General features: G+C 61.5%; 17 protein-coding genes. 8 read left to right on the plus strand and 9 right to left on the minus strand.

Features of this window, described 5'->3' with window-relative positions:
* The first annotated feature begins 3 nt into the window (after positions 1 to 3).
* The 5 genes from kdpC to HJG45_RS10475 all read left to right on the plus strand — a co-directional run bounded on the left by kdpC (position 4) and on the right by HJG45_RS10475 (position 6,960).
* Complete coding sequence (kdpC, locus tag HJG45_RS10455; protein WP_100236954.1) at positions 4 to 678, plus strand: potassium-transporting ATPase subunit KdpC; 675 nt, start codon at positions 4 to 6, stop codon at positions 676 to 678.
* 15 nt (positions 679 to 693) lie between these two features.
* A complete protein-coding gene (gene kdpB, locus HJG45_RS10460) occupies positions 694 to 2,775 on the plus strand; it encodes a potassium-transporting ATPase subunit KdpB (protein ID WP_100236955.1) in 2,082 nt (693 codons plus the stop codon).
* A gap of 49 nt (positions 2,776 to 2,824) precedes the next feature.
* Entirely contained in the window at positions 2,825 to 5,515 is a 2,691-nt protein-coding gene (locus HJG45_RS10465; RefSeq protein ID WP_100236956.1) for a sensor histidine kinase KdpD, read from the plus strand.
* Positions 5,487 to 6,200 (plus strand): response regulator, encoded by a 714-nt coding sequence (locus tag HJG45_RS10470; protein WP_100236957.1) that lies wholly within the window; start codon positions 5,487 to 5,489, stop codon positions 6,198 to 6,200. The genes HJG45_RS10465 and HJG45_RS10470 overlap by 29 nt, the downstream gene beginning before the upstream one ends.
* Positions 6,201 to 6,282: 82 nt before the next feature.
* Entirely contained in the window at positions 6,283 to 6,960 is a 678-nt protein-coding gene (locus HJG45_RS10475) for an isoprenylcysteine carboxylmethyltransferase family protein (protein ID WP_242443463.1), read from the plus strand.
* A gap of 24 nt (positions 6,961 to 6,984) precedes the next feature.
* Here the strand turns inward: HJG45_RS10475 and HJG45_RS10480 are convergent, their stop codons facing one another.
* Positions 6,985 to 7,317, minus strand: coding sequence for a hypothetical protein (locus HJG45_RS10480; RefSeq protein ID WP_157801163.1), 333 nt, complete (start codon positions 7,315 to 7,317; stop codon positions 6,985 to 6,987).
* A 259-nt stretch (positions 7,318 to 7,576) separates the two neighbouring features.
* Here HJG45_RS10480 and HJG45_RS29410 point away from each other — a divergent pair, with 259 nt between their 5' ends.
* The 3 genes from HJG45_RS29410 to HJG45_RS10495 all read left to right on the plus strand — a co-directional run bounded on the left by HJG45_RS29410 (position 7,577) and on the right by HJG45_RS10495 (position 10,796).
* Positions 7,577 to 8,461: a LysR substrate-binding domain-containing protein gene (locus HJG45_RS29410; RefSeq protein WP_368040563.1), complete on the plus strand. Its 885-nt coding sequence runs from the start codon at positions 7,577 to 7,579 to the stop codon at positions 8,459 to 8,461.
* A 141-nt stretch (positions 8,462 to 8,602) separates the two neighbouring features.
* Positions 8,603 to 9,847 carry an outer membrane beta-barrel protein gene (locus HJG45_RS10490; RefSeq protein ID WP_100236960.1) on the plus strand — a complete coding sequence of 415 codons (1,245 nt, stop codon included), beginning with the start codon at positions 8,603 to 8,605 and terminating at the stop codon, positions 9,845 to 9,847.
* A 655-nt stretch (positions 9,848 to 10,502) separates the two neighbouring features.
* Positions 10,503 to 10,796 (plus strand): hypothetical protein, encoded by a 294-nt coding sequence (locus HJG45_RS10495; protein ID WP_100236961.1) that lies wholly within the window; start codon positions 10,503 to 10,505, stop codon positions 10,794 to 10,796.
* Between the two features lie 38 nt (positions 10,797 to 10,834).
* On the opposite strand, the gene HJG45_RS10500 is transcribed toward HJG45_RS10495, so the two are convergent.
* From HJG45_RS10500 to trbE, 8 genes are all read right to left on the minus strand, one after another.
* On the minus strand, positions 10,835 to 11,074 hold the full coding sequence (locus HJG45_RS10500; protein WP_100236962.1) for a DUF2274 domain-containing protein: 240 nt from the start codon (positions 11,072 to 11,074) through the stop codon (positions 10,835 to 10,837).
* Between the two features lies 1 nt (position 11,075).
* Positions 11,076 to 12,212, minus strand: coding sequence for a TrbI/VirB10 family protein (locus HJG45_RS10505; RefSeq protein ID WP_171612150.1), 1,137 nt, complete (start codon positions 12,210 to 12,212; stop codon positions 11,076 to 11,078).
* Positions 12,213 to 12,325: 113 nt separating this feature from the next.
* Positions 12,326 to 13,351 (minus strand): P-type conjugative transfer protein TrbG, encoded by a 1,026-nt coding sequence (trbG, locus tag HJG45_RS10510; RefSeq protein ID WP_171612065.1) that lies wholly within the window; start codon positions 13,349 to 13,351, stop codon positions 12,326 to 12,328.
* On the minus strand, positions 13,348 to 14,031 hold the full coding sequence (gene trbF, locus HJG45_RS10515; RefSeq protein WP_171612066.1) for a conjugal transfer protein TrbF: 684 nt from the start codon (positions 14,029 to 14,031) through the stop codon (positions 13,348 to 13,350). The genes trbG and trbF overlap by 4 nt, the downstream gene beginning before the upstream one ends.
* Entirely contained in the window at positions 14,031 to 15,392 is a 1,362-nt protein-coding gene (trbL, locus tag HJG45_RS10520) for a P-type conjugative transfer protein TrbL (RefSeq protein WP_171612067.1), read from the minus strand. Before trbL ends, trbF begins: the two co-directional genes overlap by 1 nt.
* Before the next feature lie 3 nt (positions 15,393 to 15,395).
* Positions 15,396 to 15,767, minus strand: a complete 372-nt coding sequence (gene trbK-alt, locus HJG45_RS10525) for a putative entry exclusion protein TrbK-alt (protein ID WP_171612068.1) — start codon at positions 15,765 to 15,767, stop codon at positions 15,396 to 15,398.
* Between the two features lie 17 nt (positions 15,768 to 15,784).
* A complete protein-coding gene (gene trbJ, locus HJG45_RS10530) occupies positions 15,785 to 16,549 on the minus strand; it encodes a P-type conjugative transfer protein TrbJ (RefSeq protein WP_171612069.1) in 765 nt (254 codons plus the stop codon).
* On the minus strand, positions 16,546 to 18,984 hold the full coding sequence (trbE, locus tag HJG45_RS10535; protein ID WP_171612070.1) for a conjugal transfer protein TrbE: 2,439 nt from the start codon (positions 18,982 to 18,984) through the stop codon (positions 16,546 to 16,548). Before trbE ends, trbJ begins: the two co-directional genes overlap by 4 nt.
* Positions 18,985 to 18,990: the final 6 nt, after the last annotated feature.

Below are 18,990 nucleotides of genomic sequence, written 5' to 3' on the forward strand. Positions count from 1 at the left end.
CTCATGTCCGATGTTTCCAATACGACTGAAAATGGCATCCTCTCACTGACCAAGGGCATCGCGCGTCCGGCGCTCGTGTCGGCCGTCTTCTTCATGGTGGTGGCGGGCATTGCCTATCCGTTGGTGACCACCGGCGTCGCCAATATTCTTTTCCCCGATCAGGCTCAGGGCAGCCTCATCGTAAGAGACGGGCAGACCGTTGGCTCCCGCTTGATCGGGCAGTATTTCGCGCGACCTGAATATTTTCATGGTCGGCCGAGTGTGACGGCAGGCGCTGATCCCAACGATCCCTCGAAAAGCATCGACCAGCCCTATAATGCCGGCGCCAGTGCGGCGAGCAACCAGGGTGCGACCAGCAAGAAACTGCTTGATGCGGTGAACGAACGCGCGAGGGCATATCGCGAAGAGAACGGGCTTGCGCCCGACGCTCCAGTTCCAGTCGACGCTGTTACGGCCTCCGGTTCTGGCCTCGACCCCCACATTTCCGTTGCGAACGCCAGACTGCAAGCAGCGCGCGTTGCTCGGGTGCGCGGCCTGCCGCCAGCCACAGTGCTGGCGCTCGTGAACGATCACACGAGCGGCCCCCAAATCGGCGCTCTCGGCGATCCGAGAGTGAATGTCCTTGAACTCAATCTCGCACTGGACGCGGCCACGACGGCGCGTCCTGCCGCACAATAAGAAGGCGGTGCCATCATGTCACAAGTCGACGCAACGGCGCCGCTCGGCGCAAGTTCCGGTGGAAGTCCCAAGCCCGTAAAGTGGGCCTCCGTGATCGGGGAGGCGTTCAAGAAGCTGTCGCCACGGGTTCAATCGAAAAACCCCGTGATGTTCGTCGTCTATCTCGGCAGCATCGTCACAACGCTGCTCTGGGTCCAGGCGCTTTCCGGTAAAGGCGAGGCGTCGGGCGCATTCATCTTCGCGGTCGCGATTTCGCTGTGGTTCACGGTGCTTTTCGCAAATGCCGCCGAGGCGTTAGCGGAGGGGCGTGGCAAAGCACAAGCTGATGCGCTACGCGCGACGCGCCAGCGCGTGGTCGCTCGAATGCTCAAGGAGCCGCGCCGTGACAGCGAGTCTTGGCCGCAGCCAAGTGACGAGCTTGACGTGGGCGCCTACCTCTTGGTCGAAGCTGGCGAGATAATCCCAACCGATGGCGAAGTCATTGAGGGCGCAGCTTCAGTCGACGAGTCGGCGATCACCGGCGAATCCGCTCCGGTCATCCGCGAGGCGGGCGGCGACTTCTGCTCCGTGACCGGCGGCACTCGCGTCCTATCCGACTGGATCGTGATCCGCGTGACAGCCAAGCCTGGCGAAGCCTTTCTCGACCGCATGATCGCTATGGTCGAGGGGGCCAAGCGGGGAAAGACGCCAAACGAGATCGCCCTGACGATCCTGCTTGTAGCTCTCACGCTTATCTTCCTTCTGGTGTGCGCAACGCTCCTGCCCTTTTCGCTGTTCAGCACGGTCCTCAACGGCTCCGGCTCGGTGGTGACGATCACCGTGCTCATTGCGCTCCTGGTTTGCCTGATTCCCACCACCATCGGCGCATTGCTCTCCGCAATCGGCATCGCCGGCATGAGCCGGATGATAAAGGCCAATGTGCTTGCTACCTCGGGGCGTGCCATCGAGGCGGCCGGAGATGTCGATGTCCTGCTGCTCGACAAGACCGGCACGATTACCCTCGGCAATCGTGAGGCCGCCAAGTTCCATCCCGCCCCTCGAATGGATGAGCGCACGCTGGCAGACGCCGCCCAGCTCGCGTCATTGGCCGATGAAACGCCGGAGGGCCGTTCGATCGTCGTGTTGGCCAAGAACACCTTCAACATCCGTGGGCGTGAACTGCATGGGGCCGAGACCATCGCGTTCAGCGCACACACACGGATGAGCGGCATCAATCTCGACGGCCGCCAGATCCGCAAGGGAGCCGCGAGCGCAATTCGCGCGCATGTCGAGGCGATGGGCGGCGTATTCCCGCAGGAGATCACCAAGATCGTCGAGGATGTCGCGCGGCGCGGTAGCACGCCGCTCGTCGTCAGCGATGACATCCATGTGCTCGGCGTTGTCGAACTCAAGGACATCATCAAAGGCGGGATCAAGGAGCGCTTCGCCGAACTGCGCGGCATGGGCATCAAGACCGTGATGATTACCGGCGACAATCATCTCACGGCCGCGGCGATCGCGGCCGAGGCCGGAGTGGACGACTATCTGGCCGAAGCCACGCCCGAGGACAAACTCCAGCTCATCCGCAAGTATCAGGCAGAGGGGCGGCTCGTCGCCATGACCGGCGACGGGACCAACGACGCGCCCGCGCTCGCGCAAGCTGACGTTGCTCTGGCGATGAACAGTGGCACTCAGGCGGCCAAAGAGGCCGGCAACATGGTCGATCTGGACAGCAACCCGACCAAACTGCTGCGCGTTGTCGAGGTCGGCAAACAGATGATCATGACTCGTGGCTCGTTGACCACATTCAGCGTCGCCAACGACTTGGCGAAATATTTCGCGATCATTCCGGCTGCGTTTGTCGCGACCTATCCTCCGCTGGCCGTCCTCAATGTCATGGGCCTCCACAGCCCCGCATCGGCCATCTTATCGGCGGTAATCTTCAATGCGCTCATCATCGTAGCCTTGATCCCGCTGGCCCTTCGAGGAGTGCAGTATAGAGCCGAGCCAGCGGCCCGGCTCCTTGGCCGGAACCTCCTGATCTATGGATTGGGCGGGATCATCGCGCCGTTTATTGGTATAAAGCTGATCGACATCCTGCTGACGCCTTTCTTCTAGCGGAGGGTCTTCAAAAAGAGGCGAACGCCGTTGTGAGGTTGGACGGTAAATGATGACGGATCAGCGGCCAGATCCCGACGATCTTCTGGAGGTCGTGAAAGGTGAGGACCATCGCTCCAAACGCGGGCAACTGAAGATATTCTTCGGCGCGTGCGCAGGGGTGGGCAAGACCTTCGCGATGCTCCAGGCGGCGCGCCAGCTCCACGCCGAGGGGGCCGCAGTCGGGATCGGGGTCGTCGAAACCCACGGTCGCAAAGATACGCAGGAACTCTTAGAAGGGCTTCCTGTTCTGCCGCGCAAGACGGTGGGCGGCAACGGCCGAGCGGCAACCGAGTTTGATCTCGATGGCGCGCTCGCATCGCCATACAAAATTCTGGTTGTCGATGAACTAGCCCACACCAACGTCGCCGGCAGCCGACATGCCAAACGCTGGCAGGATGTCGAGGAGCTGCTCGATGCCGGCATCGACGTCTATACGGCGCTTAACGTCCAGCATCTCGACAGCCTCAACGATATCGTTGGCGGCATCATAGGCACCCGTGTGCGGGAGACGGTTCCTGACCGCATCTTCGACGCCGCCACCGACGTTGTATTGGTGGACATACCGCCCGACGATCTGCTGGCCAGGTTGAACGCCGGAAAGGTCTATTTGCCGGTCGCGGTCGAGCGTGCTCGTCAGAATTTCTTCCGTCGCGGCAATTTGATAGCGCTCCGCGAACTGGCGCTTCGCCGCGTCGCCGATCGTGTGAACGCGGATGTGCGGAGCTATCGAGTCTCTCACGCGATCAAGTCGGTCTGGCCCACTCAGGAAATGCTCATGGTCTGCGTGAGCGCCGACCGATCGCAAGAGCGGTTGGTTCGCGAGGGCGCGCGGCTCGCGCAGCGGCTACAGGCCAAATGGATCGTCGTCCATATCGACCAACCCTACAAAGGCGACGACACGAGATCCCGCGAAACATTGCTGACGATCGCCACCACCGCGCAGGCAGCGGGGGCGGAGTTTGCAAATATTCCCGGACAGGATATCGCCGAGACCCTGTTGGATTACGCGCGCAAGCGCAATGTTACGAAGCTCATTGTCGGTAATCCACCCCGCTGGAAATTCAAGCTCTTCCGATCACGGCTTCAGGAAAGAATCGCGCGCGCTGGCCCGGAAATGGGACTGATCCTGCTCAGCGTCGATGATGTTCGGCCGACGGTCAAACGCAAAGTCACGGATGAACCCCGAGGCTATGCTGCGGCGCTCTCCATTGCGACACTCGCTTGCGGCGCAACCACGGCGCTAGCGGCATGGCTGCTGCGGGTCTTCGACCCATCCAACGTCATCATGCTGTTCTTGATGACGGTCGTGTTCGTCGCGATGCATCTCGGCCGCGTCGCCGGCGCTTGGGCCGCGTTTTTGTCGGTGGTGTGCTTCGATCTATTTTTCATCGAGCCAACGCTCTCATTCACCGCCACTGACACCCAATATTTCTTCACCTTTGCGCTCATGTTGGTCGTGGCGCTTGTCATCAGCCAGCTCGCTGCGCGTATGCGCTCCGAAGCCAGGGTCGCTCGCGCCGGCGAGCGCCGGGCTTCCACTCTGGCCCGCATCGCGCGCGATCTCTCCAGCGCCATAAAGATCGAACAGATAGTCTCGATGTGCCGGGACGCGATCACCCCCCTGATCGGGGCTCAGGTGGTTCTTCTCATCCCGGACCAGAAGGAGCGCCTCGTCGCGACCCAGAATGCCGGCTTCGTCGACCTCTCGGTCGCCCAATGGACTTTCGACCATGCGCAGGAAGCGGGACTCGGAACACAGACCTTGAGCGCCGCCAATGCGCTCTATCTTCCGCTTAAGGCGTCAATGGCAACCAGAGGCGTGCTGGCCATCCTGCCGTCCGGCTCGACGATACTGAACGATCCAGACGATCGCCGCTTGCTCGATGCCTGTTGCTCGACCATCGGATTGGCGCTCGAGCGTATCCATTTCGTGGAGGTTGCCCAGGACACGCTGGTCCGCATGGAAGGCGAGAAACTTCGCAATGCTCTTCTTTCTGCGGTGTCTCACGATCTCAAAACACCGCTGACAGCGATCCGCGGCTTGGCGGAGACCCTCGAGGACTCGCCTAACCTGCGCGTCAACGACCGCACCGATCTTGCTCGTTCCATCAAGATGCAAGCCGACGAACTCAAGCGCCTCGTGAGCAATCTTCTCGACTTGGCGCGAATGCAAAGCGACGGGGTGCATCTCCACAAAGAATGGCACACGCTCAGCGAGATCGTCGGCAGCGCCCTCGCGCAATCAACCACGCTTCTAAAGCCACGGACGGTCCAAACGCGCCTTCCGGCCACCCTGCCGCTCGTCGAGGTTGATGCGGCCCTCATTGAGCGTGTTCTCATCAACCTCTTCGACAACGCGGCAAAATATACGCCGCCTGAGACAACCGTTACGATCCGAGCCGGAGCTTCAGGGGATTCCGTCTATCTGGTCGTCGAGGACGACGGTCCCGGCTTGCCAGCGACTGACCCCGATGGGCTTTTTGAGCCGTTCGCCAGGGGGCAGAAGGAATCGTCAATCGCTGGGGTCGGTCTGGGCCTGGCGTTGTGTCGCAGCATCGTTTCCGCGCATGGCGGCACGATCCGGGCGCGGGCGCGCAAGCCACATGGCGCAGCCTTCGAGATCCGGCTGCCGCTAGGTGCGCCGCCTGAAGTCGAGAGTGAGACAGCCGATGATCAAACCGCGCATCCTGATCGTTGAGGACGAAGCCGACATTCGTCGCTTTGTCCGAATGGCGCTTGAAAAGGAAGGCATGAACGTCTTCGAGACGGCTACGGCCGAGGAGGCGCGCCTCAACGTGGGCAGCCGGAAACCCGATCTCATGATCGTCGACCTTGGTTTGCCTGACGGAGACGGAAAGATGCTGATCCGCGACGTCCGTAGTTGGGTCTCCGCTCCGATCGTCGTGCTGTCGGCGCGTGAACAGGAAACCGAGAAGGTCGAAGCGCTGGACGCCGGCGCCGACGATTACCTGGTCAAGCCATTCGGTGTGCCGGAGTTGCTGGCGCGTGTGCGTGCGCAACTGCGTCGCTCAAGCACGGTGTCAAACGGTGCAGGCGCCTCGCCGATCGTGAGATTTGGAAATGTCTCAATCAACCTCGCCACCCACGAGATCGCGCGGGGCGATGAGCCGGTGCATCTGACACCAAACGAGTTTCGTCTGCTCACGGCGCTGATCCGCGGGCACGGTAAGGTGCTCACCCATCGACAGCTCCTCATGGAAGTTTGGGGGCCAGGCTACGCGGAGCGCTCGCATTACATTCGCATCTATATGGCTCAGCTTCGGCAAAAACTTGAGGATGACCCGTCGCAGCCCGTGCATTTGATCACGGAATTGCAGGTTGGTTATCGACTCTCTGGGCTCGAGATTTCAGAAGCAAGTTAGGTTTACGCCAACGATAGTGTCATCCGCCCGTGGCTGCTCGCAGCATAGTCTTTGGCGTGATCTGGAAAGTGAGGTGGCGATCATGATCGCCAAGGTCTTGATTCAATCACTCTTGGGCTTGCTAGTCCTTGGCCTTCTGCTGTTTGCGCCTGCCGGCACGCTGTCATGGCCGGAAGGCTGGGCATATCTCCTGCTCTTCATGGTTTGCAGCCTCGCGATGACGCTCTGGATGCTGAAGGCTGATCCCGCACTACTGGCCGCGCGGATGCAGTCGCCACTCAAGGCTGAGCAGAAGCCGCGCGATCGCATCATCGTTTCGCTGCTTCTGATTTTCTTCTGCGCGTGGATGGCGTTCATTGCGCTCGATGCCGAGCGCTTTGAATGGTCCGATGGCCCCGTCTGGCTCGAGGTGGTCGGCGCGGTGCTGGTGGCATGGTCGTTCTGGGGCTTCTACACGGTCCTGCGCGCCAACAGCTTTGCCGCGACGACGATTGGCGTCCAAAAGGAACGCGGTCAAAGCGTGATTTCGTCCGGCCCCTACGCCGTCATTCGCCATCCAATGTATGCCTATCTGTTTCCGTTCGCGATCGGCACGACACTGATGCTCGGATCGTTATGGGGTTTGCTCGGACTTATCCCAATGGCGATCATTCTTGCCGCGCGGATATTTGGGGAGGAAGCGGTCTTGGCCGACGAGCTTCCGGGCTATCGAAACTATGTTAGCCGCGTGCGCTACCGCCTGCTGCCCGGTGTTTGGTGAAAACCTCAGTCCCGCCCCCGGTCGTTATGGCGCACGGGAAGGGAAAGTTTGCTTTGCGCGTCGACGCAAATTCTGCCGGAAAAACCGCACCACCTCGCGATTGAAGGCGACATGAAAGCCAGCGCGGTCAAATCCGGGTGGCGAGGTGCTGGGGGTCGCGGGATTGGTCTTGGGAAGTTGACAGTCGAAGAGAGCGGGCAAGACTCGGCAATGCCAAGAAATTGCCGCTGCATCCGTCATCGTTCCGGCGGCCGCCAGCACCGTGAAGCCGCCCGAGGAAAAGCCGAAGGCGCCCACCCGCGCCGGGTCTAAGCGCGCACGATGAGACCATTGCTCCAGCATGTAGCTGACCAGCACCGAGGAACTGCCGCGGCAGGCGTGCGCATCCTTACAGCACTTTTATGCCAACGGATAAAAACTTTATCCCACCCTTACATTCGATCGCTTAAGCCTCGGTCGATCCTTCGGAGACAAGCGATTGAAAATCGTCTGATCTTGGACGGCGAGCGGGGGTGAACGGGGATCTTCCTATGATTACTTCATCCTAGCTGCTGGTTAACCAATCGTGCCCATACCGAAATGCACCATCGAGGTTCGGCACCTTCGCTACGTTGTTGTGGCCGCAGAACAGGGGAGCTTCCGAAAAGCCTCCGCCAGGCTTGGAGTGCGCGAGTCAACGATCAGCCGACAGATCCGTGATTTGGAAGATGCCCTCGGCTCTAGTCTTTTTCTCCGCACCCGAGCGGGCGTCGCTCTTACCCAAGCCGGCGAGAGCTTTGTTCAGAGAGCGCGATGTGCTCTTACGCAGATTGATTTCGCGATCCGCGATGTTGGAGCGATTGGACGCGGCAGCCGCGGGGTCATTCGCATCGGACTTTTTTCCTCCCTTGCAACCGGATTCGTCGCGAGCCTGATTGGGCAATTTATGGCTGATCACAAGGAGGTGCAGCTCGAATTCCTCGAAGGCGATCACCTTGAACTCATCCCTGCCGTGCGCCGCCATCAACTCGACATTGCGTTCATGACCGAGCCTCATGAGATCGAGGATTTCAGCTCGATACGTTTGTGGACCGAGCAGGTCTATGTGGTTTTGTCGAAAGCGGACGCTCTCGCATCTCGATCGGAGATAGCCTGGAGTGATATACGTCGCCGTCGGTTCATCGTCACAGAGATCGCGCCTGGACGGGATATTGAGGCTCTCCTCTTTCGGCATTTGTCTTCACTGGGTCATCGGCCGGACATCCAGCGCAATCGCGTATCCCGCCAGACCCTGATGCAACTCGTTGCTTGTGGTCAAGGCATCACGCTCGCGAGCGAGTCGATCACCGAAACGCCGTTCGCTGGCGTCGCGTATCGGAGATTAGTTGGGTGTCGGCTGCCGTTCTGTGGCATTTGGTCCGATGAAAACGACAATCCCGCATTTCGGCGCCTGCTGAGCATGGCGAACCTCCTGTCGAGGGTCGAGAGCAACGCAGTCGTCCGTAGGCCCCATACTCATTAGAGTGTATAATTATTGGGTGGGGCAGCGGCGTGCCGCGATTTTTACTCCGTCCTTACGATTCTGAGCAAGATAAGACGCCGATTTTACGCGCCCGCTCTTACGTCTCGTGTGCATCGACCTTTCAGGCAGAGGGATGCACGCATGACAACTCCGTCTCCGTTTTCCTATTCGGTGGCCACCTCGAGGCGATGCGGCTCTCGCTCGTCTGGTGTGCGCGCCGCCCGTTACGCCTTCCTGCTCGTTGCCTGTAGCGCCTTCTTCGGGATCGAGGCGGCTCACGCCGATCCGTTGCCGGCGCCGAGCTTTTCCGGCCCACTCGCGCCTAATCCTCATCCTCTGTCGGTGGACGCGGGGCCATTTGGCTCGATCTCGCTCTCCGGTCAGCTCAGCGGCATTGGCGTGTTGCAAAGCGCCGCCACGCACGCGGGCGGCATAGGAAACGAGGACGGATTCGCAGACCTCAGCAATGCGCAGATCGAGATCCAGACGGACGGACGCTTGCAGTTTTATGTCCAGGCCGGCGCCTATTCGCTACCGTCGCTGGGCACGGCCTATCTGCGTGCAACGAAAGCGACCGACCAACTCTATGGTCCCATTCCTGTCGCCTATGCCAAGGCCATGATAACACCGGAGCTGTCAATCAGCGGCGGTCTCCTGCCGACTATGGTCGGCGCGGAGGCGACGTTCACGTTTCAGAACGTCAACATCGAGCGCGGGCTGCTATGGAATCAAGAGCCTGCGATCAGCCGCGGCGTTCAAGTCAACTATGCGCGCGGGCCGCTCTCCGCAGCGATCTCGCTCAACGACGGCTATTTTTCCGGCAAGTTGAATTGGCTTTCGGGCACACTAGGTTATGCGATCGACTCGTCGAATTCGATCAGCATTGTCGGCGCCGGCAGCCTGTCGCGGAGCGACAAGTCGTCAGTCGCGACCCCCCTCGCGCAGAACAACAGCAGTATCTTCAATCTCATCTACACCCATACCAGCGGCCCACTGACGCTCACGCCCTATCTGCAATATAGCCACGTCGGCCGTGATGACCAACTCGGCATCAATCGCTCGGCTGATACCTATGGCGGTGCGCTGCTCGTCAAATACGCGCTCAACAGCGAATGGTCGCTTGGCGCGCGCGCCGAATATCTGAAGACGACCGGCGGAACGTGCGGGACGGACCCCAACTGCACGCCGACCAATCTGCTCTACGGCGCAAAGAGCAACGCCTGGTCGCTCACCATCACTCCGACCTACCAAAAGGGCGTGTTCTTCGCGCGTGGCGAACTGTCTTACACCAGGATCGGCAATCTTCAGTCGGGGCTCGGCTTCGGCCGTGACTTGAACCAGCGCGATCAGGTCCGCGCCCTACTGGAGACCGGCATCCTCTTCTGACGGGGCAGCGCGGGGCGCAGGTTTGAAGGGTCGTTCCGCCTAGCCAAAACAGCACGAGCACTGGCCGGCACTCGCAGCCTGTTGCTCGGAGATCAGGGGCACCGGAGCTCGAGGCGGTCGTCACCGGCTCTGATATGACGTCAGTCGCGGCGGTATGTGTGCATTTACGCCAACACTCTGAGGAAAACCGAGCTGATCAGCATCAAAAGGAGCATGGCGAACCCGTGATCCCAGACGCACAGGCTGTTGGGAGGAATTGGATCGCGCTTCCAGAGTGCGGCACCGAATACGAGCAGCGCCGAAAATCCGAACATGAGATGTATCAGGGATAGGAAGAGTATCGGTCTATGCTGATCAATGGCCAGAGTAGGAGAACTGAACAGAACGATAAAGCCGACCTGGCCTCCCAACAGTCGCAAATGCTTACGCGAGCGCTCATCGGGATCGCGTAGCACCCCGAGCCAACGACCTGGACTCCACTCGTGCCGCATGAGCGGACGGCTAACATAGCCGATGTCAGGGCAGCACAATGTTTGGCGCGTCTCTGTAAGAACTGTATAGGGATGGCTTCACCGACCAGCCGAAGCTCTCCCGGCGGGCGGCGTAAAAATTTGATGCTGTCTTTATTCGAGGCCCGATAGACAGCGAAAAACGCTTGCAATCGACCGGCCAAATCATGTTTTCCCGCCTCAATACCGGGTCGCGCCTGGCTATTCGCCGCTTTTGCACGAAGCTCGCGATATCGGCCGTGATCGGCACCTATGGCAAGGCCGGGTATCTCACGGCCGTCTCTTTTTGGATCGGCCTTTATGCCGCGTTTTGTGTGACGTTCGCTCTGATGCTTAAAGAACGCTTTTGGCAGCGGGACGGCTTCAACCATTGGGATGAAGCATTGTGGCTAGGGTTCGTGGCGTTCGGGCTGCATATCGGCGGTAATTTTGCACATTAACGACACGGCGAAGTTTCACCGCAATCAGGCCGATGGCATTAGCTATCGACCTTCGCGGCCCCAATGGAACGTCGCGTCTTTGCAAAACCTCGATCTGTGGCGATGAAGCGTTGCAGCATGGGCACGATTAAACGCACAGGATCAGCCGGCGGTTGATTGGTCTCCCGGCCAAGAATTTCGGCATAGACCGCAAGGTCGCTATGAAGGCTGGCGGGTAACTCCAGCGTGACTTTTACGGGCTTTTCGTCGGCGATTGGGCCGAGCTTCAACTTGGTCATGTCAGCTCCCGTAGGGTTCGAGGGTGATGTCGCGCGTAACGATGACGCGAACGGGAAAGCCGGGCCTGATTGTGAGCGTGGGCGCGATGTTGAGCTGGCGCCGGACGATCTGCTGGCCAGTCTGGTTGATGCTGTCGGATGCGCCTTGGCGCAAAGCACGCACGATGTCGCTTTCCTCCCCTGAAACTCCGGCCTGGGCGCCGACGCTCAGGATGGTGGAAAGGGCCGCAGCCTTGAACAGCTCACCCCAATGGTAGTCCACGCCATCCTCAAGGCCCGCATAACCTTCGACGTCCGCGCCAGGCTGCCGCTCCAGAACGATGGAGCGGCCATTAGGGAAAATCAGCCTATTCCATACGAGCAAGACGCGGCGCTGCCCGAAGCCGATTCCACTGTCGTATTGCCCGATGACGCGCGTGCCCTGCGGGATCAGAAGAATCCGTCCTGTCGGGCTGTCATAGACATTCTCCGTGACTTGGGCCGTGATTTGACCGGGGAGATCGGCGCGGATGCCTGTGATGAGGGCAGCCGGAATGATCGCGCCCGCCTGAAGCACATTGGGGGAGGTCGGCGCAGCAACACGATCGGGCGAAGCTGTGCGCCGATCGGGCGGTTGGTTGAGGAACGCGAGTTGGCGATCCTGGGCTGAAGGCGTAGCAGGCTGCGGCGCGAGGCCGAGACCGGCAAGATCGGGCTGCGGTGCTGCAGGGGGCGTTGGCGAGGCCGTAGCGGGCGTGTTCGTGCGCGTCTCCGTGGCAGCAAATAAGCGAGCGGTCCTCGCTGCCTCGAGTTCCTGAAGCCGACGCTGTTCCTCCGGGCTGACTCGGGGATTGGATGCGCCGGGTGGTGTTGGCATCGGCTGGCCGGCGCCTTGTGCGCCGATCATCGGGCGCCCGAGATCTCCCGGCAGCGGCGGGCCAAGAATCGGGCCGGTATAATCCCGTGGTAGGGTGTTGAGACCGTCCGGGGTCGTGCGATTGTCTGTCGCGTAAAGCTCCTGGGTTTGCTTCCCCTCGTTCTGTGTTTGGAGGGCATAGAGGAGCGCGCCGCCAATTCCGACGCCAGCCACCAGGCCAAGCCCCGCTAATACCTTACGCGACAGTCGCGTTACGCGCGGCGGCTCCGGCCGCAACCGCATGTCGCCGACTGGCTCTCCGGTCAGCGGCCGGGCGTCATCCTCCTGCGTCTGTTCGGCCGGGGATGTCGCAGCCCGCGTTTCCCCTTCCTCCCTCGCGGGGTCCAGCGGATTGGTCACGACGCCGGCCTCCCGTCGGTGCGGGTAATACGAACGCGCTTCTGGTTCTTGTCGCTACCAAGCCGCAGCTCGGCGGCGGCGAAGAGCCGGTCCACGATCATGTAGTTGTCGCGCACCCGGTAATTCACGAGTTCTGAGGTATCGCCTTCGGGTCCAACGATGAAAAGCGGCGGCATTTCTCCCTGACCAATACCGCGTGGAAACTCGATAAAGACCTGCCGTCCATCGTCGAAGGCGCGTAGCGGGCGCCACGGGGCGCGATCCCCTGTCACTTCATAACGGAAGTTGACACGCGAAAGATCGACGCCGTTCGCAACGGGTTGGGCGGTCTGCGCCTGCTCGTTGCGGCGTCGTAGAGCAATGAGTTGATCTTGCGGATACTGCCACGACACGGATGCCATATAGGTCGAGGTCGTGGAGCGCAGCTCCATGTAGTAGGTGCGCAGGTTGGTATTGATGACGAGATTGGTCATCAGGTCCGGCCGTGTTGGCTTGACGAGAATATGTAATTGACGGGCGGCGCCTGCCCCGCTCTCGGTATCGCCAATGATCCAGCGCACCGTGTCTCCTGCGGCGACCGGACCCGAGCCAACGAATTGTTCGCCAGGTTGGAGTGCGATGTCGGTAATCTGCCCGACAGCCGTATAAACCTGATAGAGCGCTCCTGCCGTAAATGGATAGACTTGCATCGCGTTGATGAAGCCATCGCGCACAGGCTGGACGCGGGCTTGAGCGTTGGCCTGCTTCACACGCGCCGCCGGATCGGTCGGTTCGGGCGTCCTGCGGGAAGCCTGCACCGGCTTTAACTGACCGGGCAACGGCAGAGGACGCGGCAGTTCGACCACCTTGACCGGCGCAGGGGGATCGACGGTCAGCACCGCCGGCGCCGCGTTATCGTAGGAGATTTCCGGTGGCCTCTGCGTCGTAGCGCAGCCGGCAAGTGCGGCCGTCGCCAGCAGCAAAGCCGCGACCGAGAAGTTACGGAAAGCCGGCCTTCCGGCTTTGCGGAAGGTGGGCGTCATTGTCCAAGCTCCTTCGACCAGTTGATAGCGTTGACGTAGATGCCGAGCGGATTGGCCCGGAGCTTTTCGGCGTCGCGTGGCGTCTGCACGACGATGGTGAGGATCGCGCTCCAGCGCTCCGTGGCGGCGAGCGCGCCGTCCTGATAACGACGCTCGATCCAAGCGACGCGGAACGAGTTGGGTGATGCCCGGATGACGCTGGAGACCTCCACAGCAATTTGCTGCTTGCCAACCTTCGCAAAGGGGTCGTTTGCGCGTGCATAGTCGTTAAGCGCGAGCGCCCCGGCCTGCGTGGTGAAGTCGTAGGCTCTGAGCCAGTTTTGCCGCACGATGATCGGATCAGCCGGGATCGAGCGGACTTGTTCGATGAAGCGGGCGAGATGGAAGGCGATTTGGGGATCGGCCGGCTGATAATCGGCGACCGCTGGCGCTACGGCCTGGGCTTGGCCGAGCTTGTCGACTTGCACCACCCAGGGGACGATCGAACCATTCGCCGACTGCCAAACGAGCGCGGCCGCCAAGCCGGCTGATAGCGCAAGTGAGCCGAAGGCCATCAGCCGCCAGTTTCGCGCCTGAACGCGGGCGGAGCCTATACGATCGTCCCAGACCTGCGCGGCGCGCTGATAGGGCGTCTCGGGCTGGGGTGTTTTGCCGTAATGGGTAGAGGATCGTTTGAACATCAGCGGTCGCCTTCAGAGAGATTGATAGAGGAGCCGCCGCCGTGGCTGTCGCCGGAGCGCACGGCGTGGGCGGCGACCTGGACACCGTGGGACATTTGCTGCGAGCGCTTCATCCGCTTCGCCCAACCGGGAGGGCCATCCTTGGGCGAAGATGCTTCGGTGGCGGCTGTCGCGGTCGTTTCGCCGCCGATCGTGCCGGCAGTCGACGACCCGCCTGTCAGCTCGAAAGCGGCACGCGCACCGGCTTGGTAGTTGGACTTCAGGCTATCGGCCGCGCGCGACGCCGCGCGCTTCAATGGCGAGGCGGCAGCCTGCGCGCCGGTGTTCGCCACGTTGCCGAGGCCGGCGGCCACGGCAGAGGCGCCGGAATGACCGGCTGCACCGAGGCTATAGGCAGTTGAGGCCCCGCCAGCGAGTGTCGCTCCGCCACGGGCCGCCGCGGCGGTGCCGCCAGCCAGTGCTGCGCCGCCGGAAACGGCTGCTCCGGCCGTTGCGGCCCCGGCGACAACCAGACCACCTGCGGCAAGGCCGGTTCCGACAGCGGAGCCAGCGCCGAGCTGCGGGCCGCCGGAAACGAGTCCGTTTGCGATGCCCGGCCCGAAGATGCCGAGGCCCAATAGCGACAAGGCGGCCAAGACGATTGCCATCGCATCGTCAATGCTCGGCGTAACCCCGCCGAAGCCGGCGGTGAATTCGGAGAAGAGCGTCGAGCCGATCCCGATGATGACGGCGAGAACGAGAACCTTGATGCCGGAGGAAATGACGTTGCCGAGCACGCGCTCCGCCATAAACGCCGATTTTCCAAACAGGCCGAAGGGAATGAGGACGAAGCCGGCCAGCGTTGTCAGCTTGAATTCAATCAAGGTGACAAACAGTTGGACGGCCAAAATGAAGAAGGCGAGCAGGATGAGCGCCCAGGCGAACAGCAAACACGCGATCTGGATGAAGTTCTCGAAGAAGGAGACCCATCCCATCAGGTCCGAGATGGAGTCGAGCAACGGTCGGCCCGCGTCGAGGCCGGTCTGGGCCACCTTGCCGGGCCGCAGAAGATCGGCGACGGTGAAACCTGTGCCGCTCGCTTTCAAGCCCAAGCCGGCGAAGCTCTCGAAGACGATGCGGGCGAGATTGTTCCAGTTGCCGATGATATAGGCGAACACGCCGACGAAGAGCGTCTTCTTGATAAGGCGCGCGAGAATGTCGTCGTTGGCGCCCCAGGACCAGAACAGGGCCGCCAGCGTCACGTCGATGACGATCAGCGTCGTAGCGATGAAAGCAACTTCACCCGTCAGCAGACCGAAGCCGGAGTCGATGTAGCGGGTGAAGACCTCGAGAAAATGGTCGATGACGCCGGTGTTGCCCATTCCTCACCGAGCCTCCGGTTGAGCAGGTTCAGGCGGCACGAGCATGTCGCCTGCGGGCGCACGTTCCTCGTGGACGGGATCTCCGGCGGGCGCCGTTGGGGCGGATGGCGCTCGTCTTGATGGCTCACGTTGGCCGAGGAAGCGGTCTCGATTTTCTGCCCAGACGCGGAGGCAGACGGGATCGCGCATGGCGGTCTCGCCCATGTCCCGGCACTGTCGGAGCATGGCGCGCAACGGATTAACGCTGGTGCTCGGCAGAACGGCTGTGGTTATCGCCGGCGTCTCATCTTTCCGCGTCAGCTCGATGATCGTGGCGGTGATGGCGATGGCGACGAACACGACAGCGCCAATGCGAGCGAGCGTCTTGCCCTCCATGACGCAATCCTTTCCGCTCAGTTGCCGTGGAACATTTTCGCGTTGCCGGGCTGGTAGCCCGTGCCTGGCGTCAGGAAGCGGCGGCGTTGCTCCCGGCCCTGCTCGGCGGCGGCCGCCCGTTCGGCGTCACTTAGCGCTTGCGCCCGGCCGTTGGCGGCGACGACGGCTGTAAGATCAGCAAGCTGCTGGGCCTGAAGCGCCAGGAGTTGGTTGCCAGCCTGTGTCGCCTGAAGCGCGCCGGTGGCCGACTGGCTCGCGCCCACCAGAGCGGACATCTGCGTGCGGTTGGTGTCGATATTGCCGACGACGCCGGCTTGCACGCGCATGGCGTCTTGCAGACCGCCAACAGTGTTTTGCCAGCGAGAGCGAGCGTCGGCGACGAGCTGCGCATCCGAGGCCGACATCGAGATGTTGGCATATTTTTGCTGGAAGATTTGGTCGATCTGCTGAACGTCGTAGGCGATGTTCTGCGCCTGATGGAGAAGCTGCTGCGTCCTCTGAACGGACTGCTGGAGCTGTTGCAGCGAGGAATACGGCAGGTTCGCCAGATTCCGGGCTTGGTTGATGAGCATCTGCGCTTCGTTTTGAAGCGAGGTTATCTGGTTGGTGATTTGCTGAAGCGACCTAGCCGCCGTCAGCACGTTCTGGGCATAGTTCGATGGATCGAACACGACGCCGCCAAACTGCGCGTAGGCAGGCGCAACCATAAGCGGGCTGGTAACGACAGTGGCGGCAAGCAAAGCGGCGGCAAAGCGCGCCGCGCGCGAATGACGCGGAATCATAAAGACGTCTCCTTGTTGGTGAGGTTGGGAACGAGGTCCGCTGCCCATCCGAGATCGCGGTATCGCAGCCACGCCGCGAGAAAATCGTCGCAACCGTGTTCGGCGACGATGTTGGTGATGGCCGTTTGATCGGTCTTGGCGGACGCCGCGCACAGCGCGAGGGCCACTTCGGACAGTCCGAGTTCAAACAGGCGATTGCCGCGCCGCGACTGGCAATAGTAGTCACGCTTCGGTATCGCCCGCGCGAGGATTTCGATCTGCCGGTCGTTAAGCCCGAAGCGACGGTAGATGGCGGTAATTTGCGGCTCGACGGCGCGTTCGTTAGGAAGAAGAAGTCGCGTCTGACAGCTTTCGATAATGGCCGGCGCAATGGCGCTGCCGTCGATGTCCGAGAGCGACTGCGTGGCGAAAATTACACTCGCGTTCTTCTTCCTGAGCGTCTTCAGCCATTCGCGAAGCTGATCGGCAAACCCCTCGTCGTCGAGCGCCAGCCAGCCTTCGTCGATGATGATGAGTGTCGGAGATCCGTCGAGACGATGACCGATACGGTGAAAGAGATAGGCGAGCACGGCTGCTGCGGCGCCGGTCCCTATCAGGCCCTCGGTCTCAAACGCCTGCACCGTGGCAGCACCGAGATACTCGTTCTCCGCGTCGAGCAGGCGACCGTAAGGGCCGCCGACGCAATAGGGCTGGAGCGCCTGTTTGAGATTGTTCGACTGGAGCAGAACGGTCAGGCCGGTGATGGTCCGCTCTTCGATGGGAGCGGAGCCGAGCGAAGTCAGCGCTGACCACAGGTGTTCTTTGACCTCCGGGGTGATGATGACACCTTCACGGCCGAGGATTGCGACGATCCAGTCAACCGCCCAGGCGCGCTCGGGCACATCGTCGACACGAGCGAGCGGCTGGAGCGAAACTGTTTCGCTGGAACCTTCCGTCAGTCCGCCGCCGAGATCGTGCCAGTCGCCGTGCATGGCGAGCGCCGCGGCGCGGATCGAGCCACCGAAATCGAACGCGAAGACTTGGGATCGCGGATAACGTCGAAACTGGAGCGCCATAAGGGCGAGCAACACGCTCTTGCCAGCGCCCGTCGGACCAACGACGAGCGTATGTCCAACATCGCCGACATGAAGGGAAAACCGGAACGGGGTGCTTCCCTCGGTCTTGCCATAAAGCAAGGGGGGCAACCCGAAGTGCTCATCCCGTTCCGGCCCTGCCCACACGGCGCTCAAGGGGATCATGTGGGCGAGGTTCAAGGTGCTGATGGGGGGTTGCCGGACGTTGGCATAGACATGCCCCGGCAAGCTGCCGAGCCAGGCGTCCACCGCGTTGATGGTTTCGGCCATCGCCGTAAAGTCGCGCCCCTGAACAACTTTTTCCACAAGCCGCAGCTTGTCGTCGGCTATGCGAGGGTCGGCATCCCACACCGAGACGGTGGCCGTCACATAGGCCATGCCGGCATAGTCAGCACCCAACTCCTGCAAAGCGAGGTCGGCATCGGCCGCCTTGTTGGCAGCGTCCGTGTCAACCAGCACCGACGCCTCGTTGGTCAGCACCTCCTTGAGGATGGCCGCGATCGACTTGCGCTTGGCGAACCATTGCCGCCGAATCTTGGTCAGCAACTTGGTCGCATCGGTCTTGTCGAGCAGGATCGCGCGCGTCGACCAGCGATAGGGAAAGGCCAGCCGATTCAGCTCATCGAGCAATCCTGGAGTGGTTGCCGTCGGAAAGCCGACGATCGTGAGAACGCGCAAATGCGCCGACCCGAGACGCGGCTCAAGCCCGCCTGTAAGTGGCTGGTCGGCCAGCAGCGCATCAAGGTGCATCGGCGTTTCTGGAACGCGGACGCGATGACGTTTGATCGAAACGCAGCTATGAAGATAGGTGAGCGTCTCGCCGTCATCGAGCCAAGCGCACTCCGGCATGAAGGCTTCGACGAGACGGAGCAGGCGATCGGTGCGGTCGATGAAGGCGTGGACGATTTCGTGCGGATCTAAGCCGCTTTTCTCGCGGCCTTCATAAAGCCAGCTTTCGGCGCGGGCTGCGTCCTCGATCGGCGGCAGATAGGTGAAGGTGAGAAAATAACTGGATTCGTAATGTGTTCCGGCTTCCTCGAAGTCGGCTTTGCGTTCTGCATCAACGAGGGCGGACGCAGCGTCGGGAAACCGGCTATCGGGATAGCGGTTGGACGAATGCCGCTGCGCCTCCACGAAGATCGCCCAGCCGGAGCCGAGACGGCGGAAAGCGTTATTCAGCCGGCCGGCGACCGCGATCAATTCAGCCGGCACCGCAGAATCCAGATCGGGGCCGCGAAAGCGCGCCGTGCGTTGGAAGCTGCCGTCCTTGTTCAGGACGACGCCTTCGCTGAGCAGCGCGGCCCAGGGGAGGAAATCGGCGAGGCGCGTATTGCGATTGCGATATTCGGCCAAGTTCATCATCGCGTC

The organism is Roseicella sp. DB1501 (assembly GCF_013112485.1).
GTDB lineage: Bacteria > Pseudomonadota > Alphaproteobacteria > Acetobacterales > Acetobacteraceae > Paracraurococcus.

Excerpts from the sequence above, each read along its gene's own strand:
- trbK-alt (WP_171612068.1), bottom strand. The coding sequence starts at position 15,767 with ATGGAGGGCAAGACGCTCGCTCGCATTGGCGCTGTCGTGTTCGTCGCC.
- kdpB (WP_100236955.1), top strand. The coding sequence starts at position 694 with ATGTCACAAGTCGACGCAACGGCGCCGCTCGGCGCAAGTTCCGGTGGA.
- trbJ (WP_171612069.1), bottom strand. The coding sequence starts at position 16,549 with ATGATTCCGCGTCATTCGCGCGCGGCGCGCTTTGCCGCCGCTTTGCTT.
- trbL (WP_171612067.1), bottom strand. The coding sequence starts at position 15,392 with ATGGGCAACACCGGCGTCATCGACCATTTTCTCGAGGTCTTCACCCGC.
- HJG45_RS10470 (WP_100236957.1), top strand. The coding sequence starts at position 5,487 with ATGATCAAACCGCGCATCCTGATCGTTGAGGACGAAGCCGACATTCGT.
- HJG45_RS10500 (WP_100236962.1), bottom strand. The coding sequence starts at position 11,074 with ATGACCAAGTTGAAGCTCGGCCCAATCGCCGACGAAAAGCCCGTAAAA.
- trbF (WP_171612066.1), bottom strand. The coding sequence starts at position 14,031 with ATGTTCAAACGATCCTCTACCCATTACGGCAAAACACCCCAGCCCGAG.
- HJG45_RS10475 (WP_242443463.1), top strand. The coding sequence starts at position 6,283 with ATGATCGCCAAGGTCTTGATTCAATCACTCTTGGGCTTGCTAGTCCTT.
- HJG45_RS10465 (WP_100236956.1), top strand. The coding sequence starts at position 2,825 with ATGATGACGGATCAGCGGCCAGATCCCGACGATCTTCTGGAGGTCGTG.
- kdpC (WP_100236954.1), top strand. The coding sequence starts at position 4 with ATGTCCGATGTTTCCAATACGACTGAAAATGGCATCCTCTCACTGACC.
- trbG (WP_171612065.1), bottom strand. The coding sequence starts at position 13,351 with ATGACGCCCACCTTCCGCAAAGCCGGAAGGCCGGCTTTCCGTAACTTC.
- HJG45_RS10505 (WP_171612150.1), bottom strand. The coding sequence starts at position 12,212 with ATGCGGTTGCGGCCGGAGCCGCCGCGCGTAACGCGACTGTCGCGTAAG.
- trbE (WP_171612070.1), bottom strand. The coding sequence starts at position 18,984 with ATGATGAACTTGGCCGAATATCGCAATCGCAATACGCGCCTCGCCGAT.
- HJG45_RS10490 (WP_100236960.1), top strand. The coding sequence starts at position 8,603 with ATGACAACTCCGTCTCCGTTTTCCTATTCGGTGGCCACCTCGAGGCGA.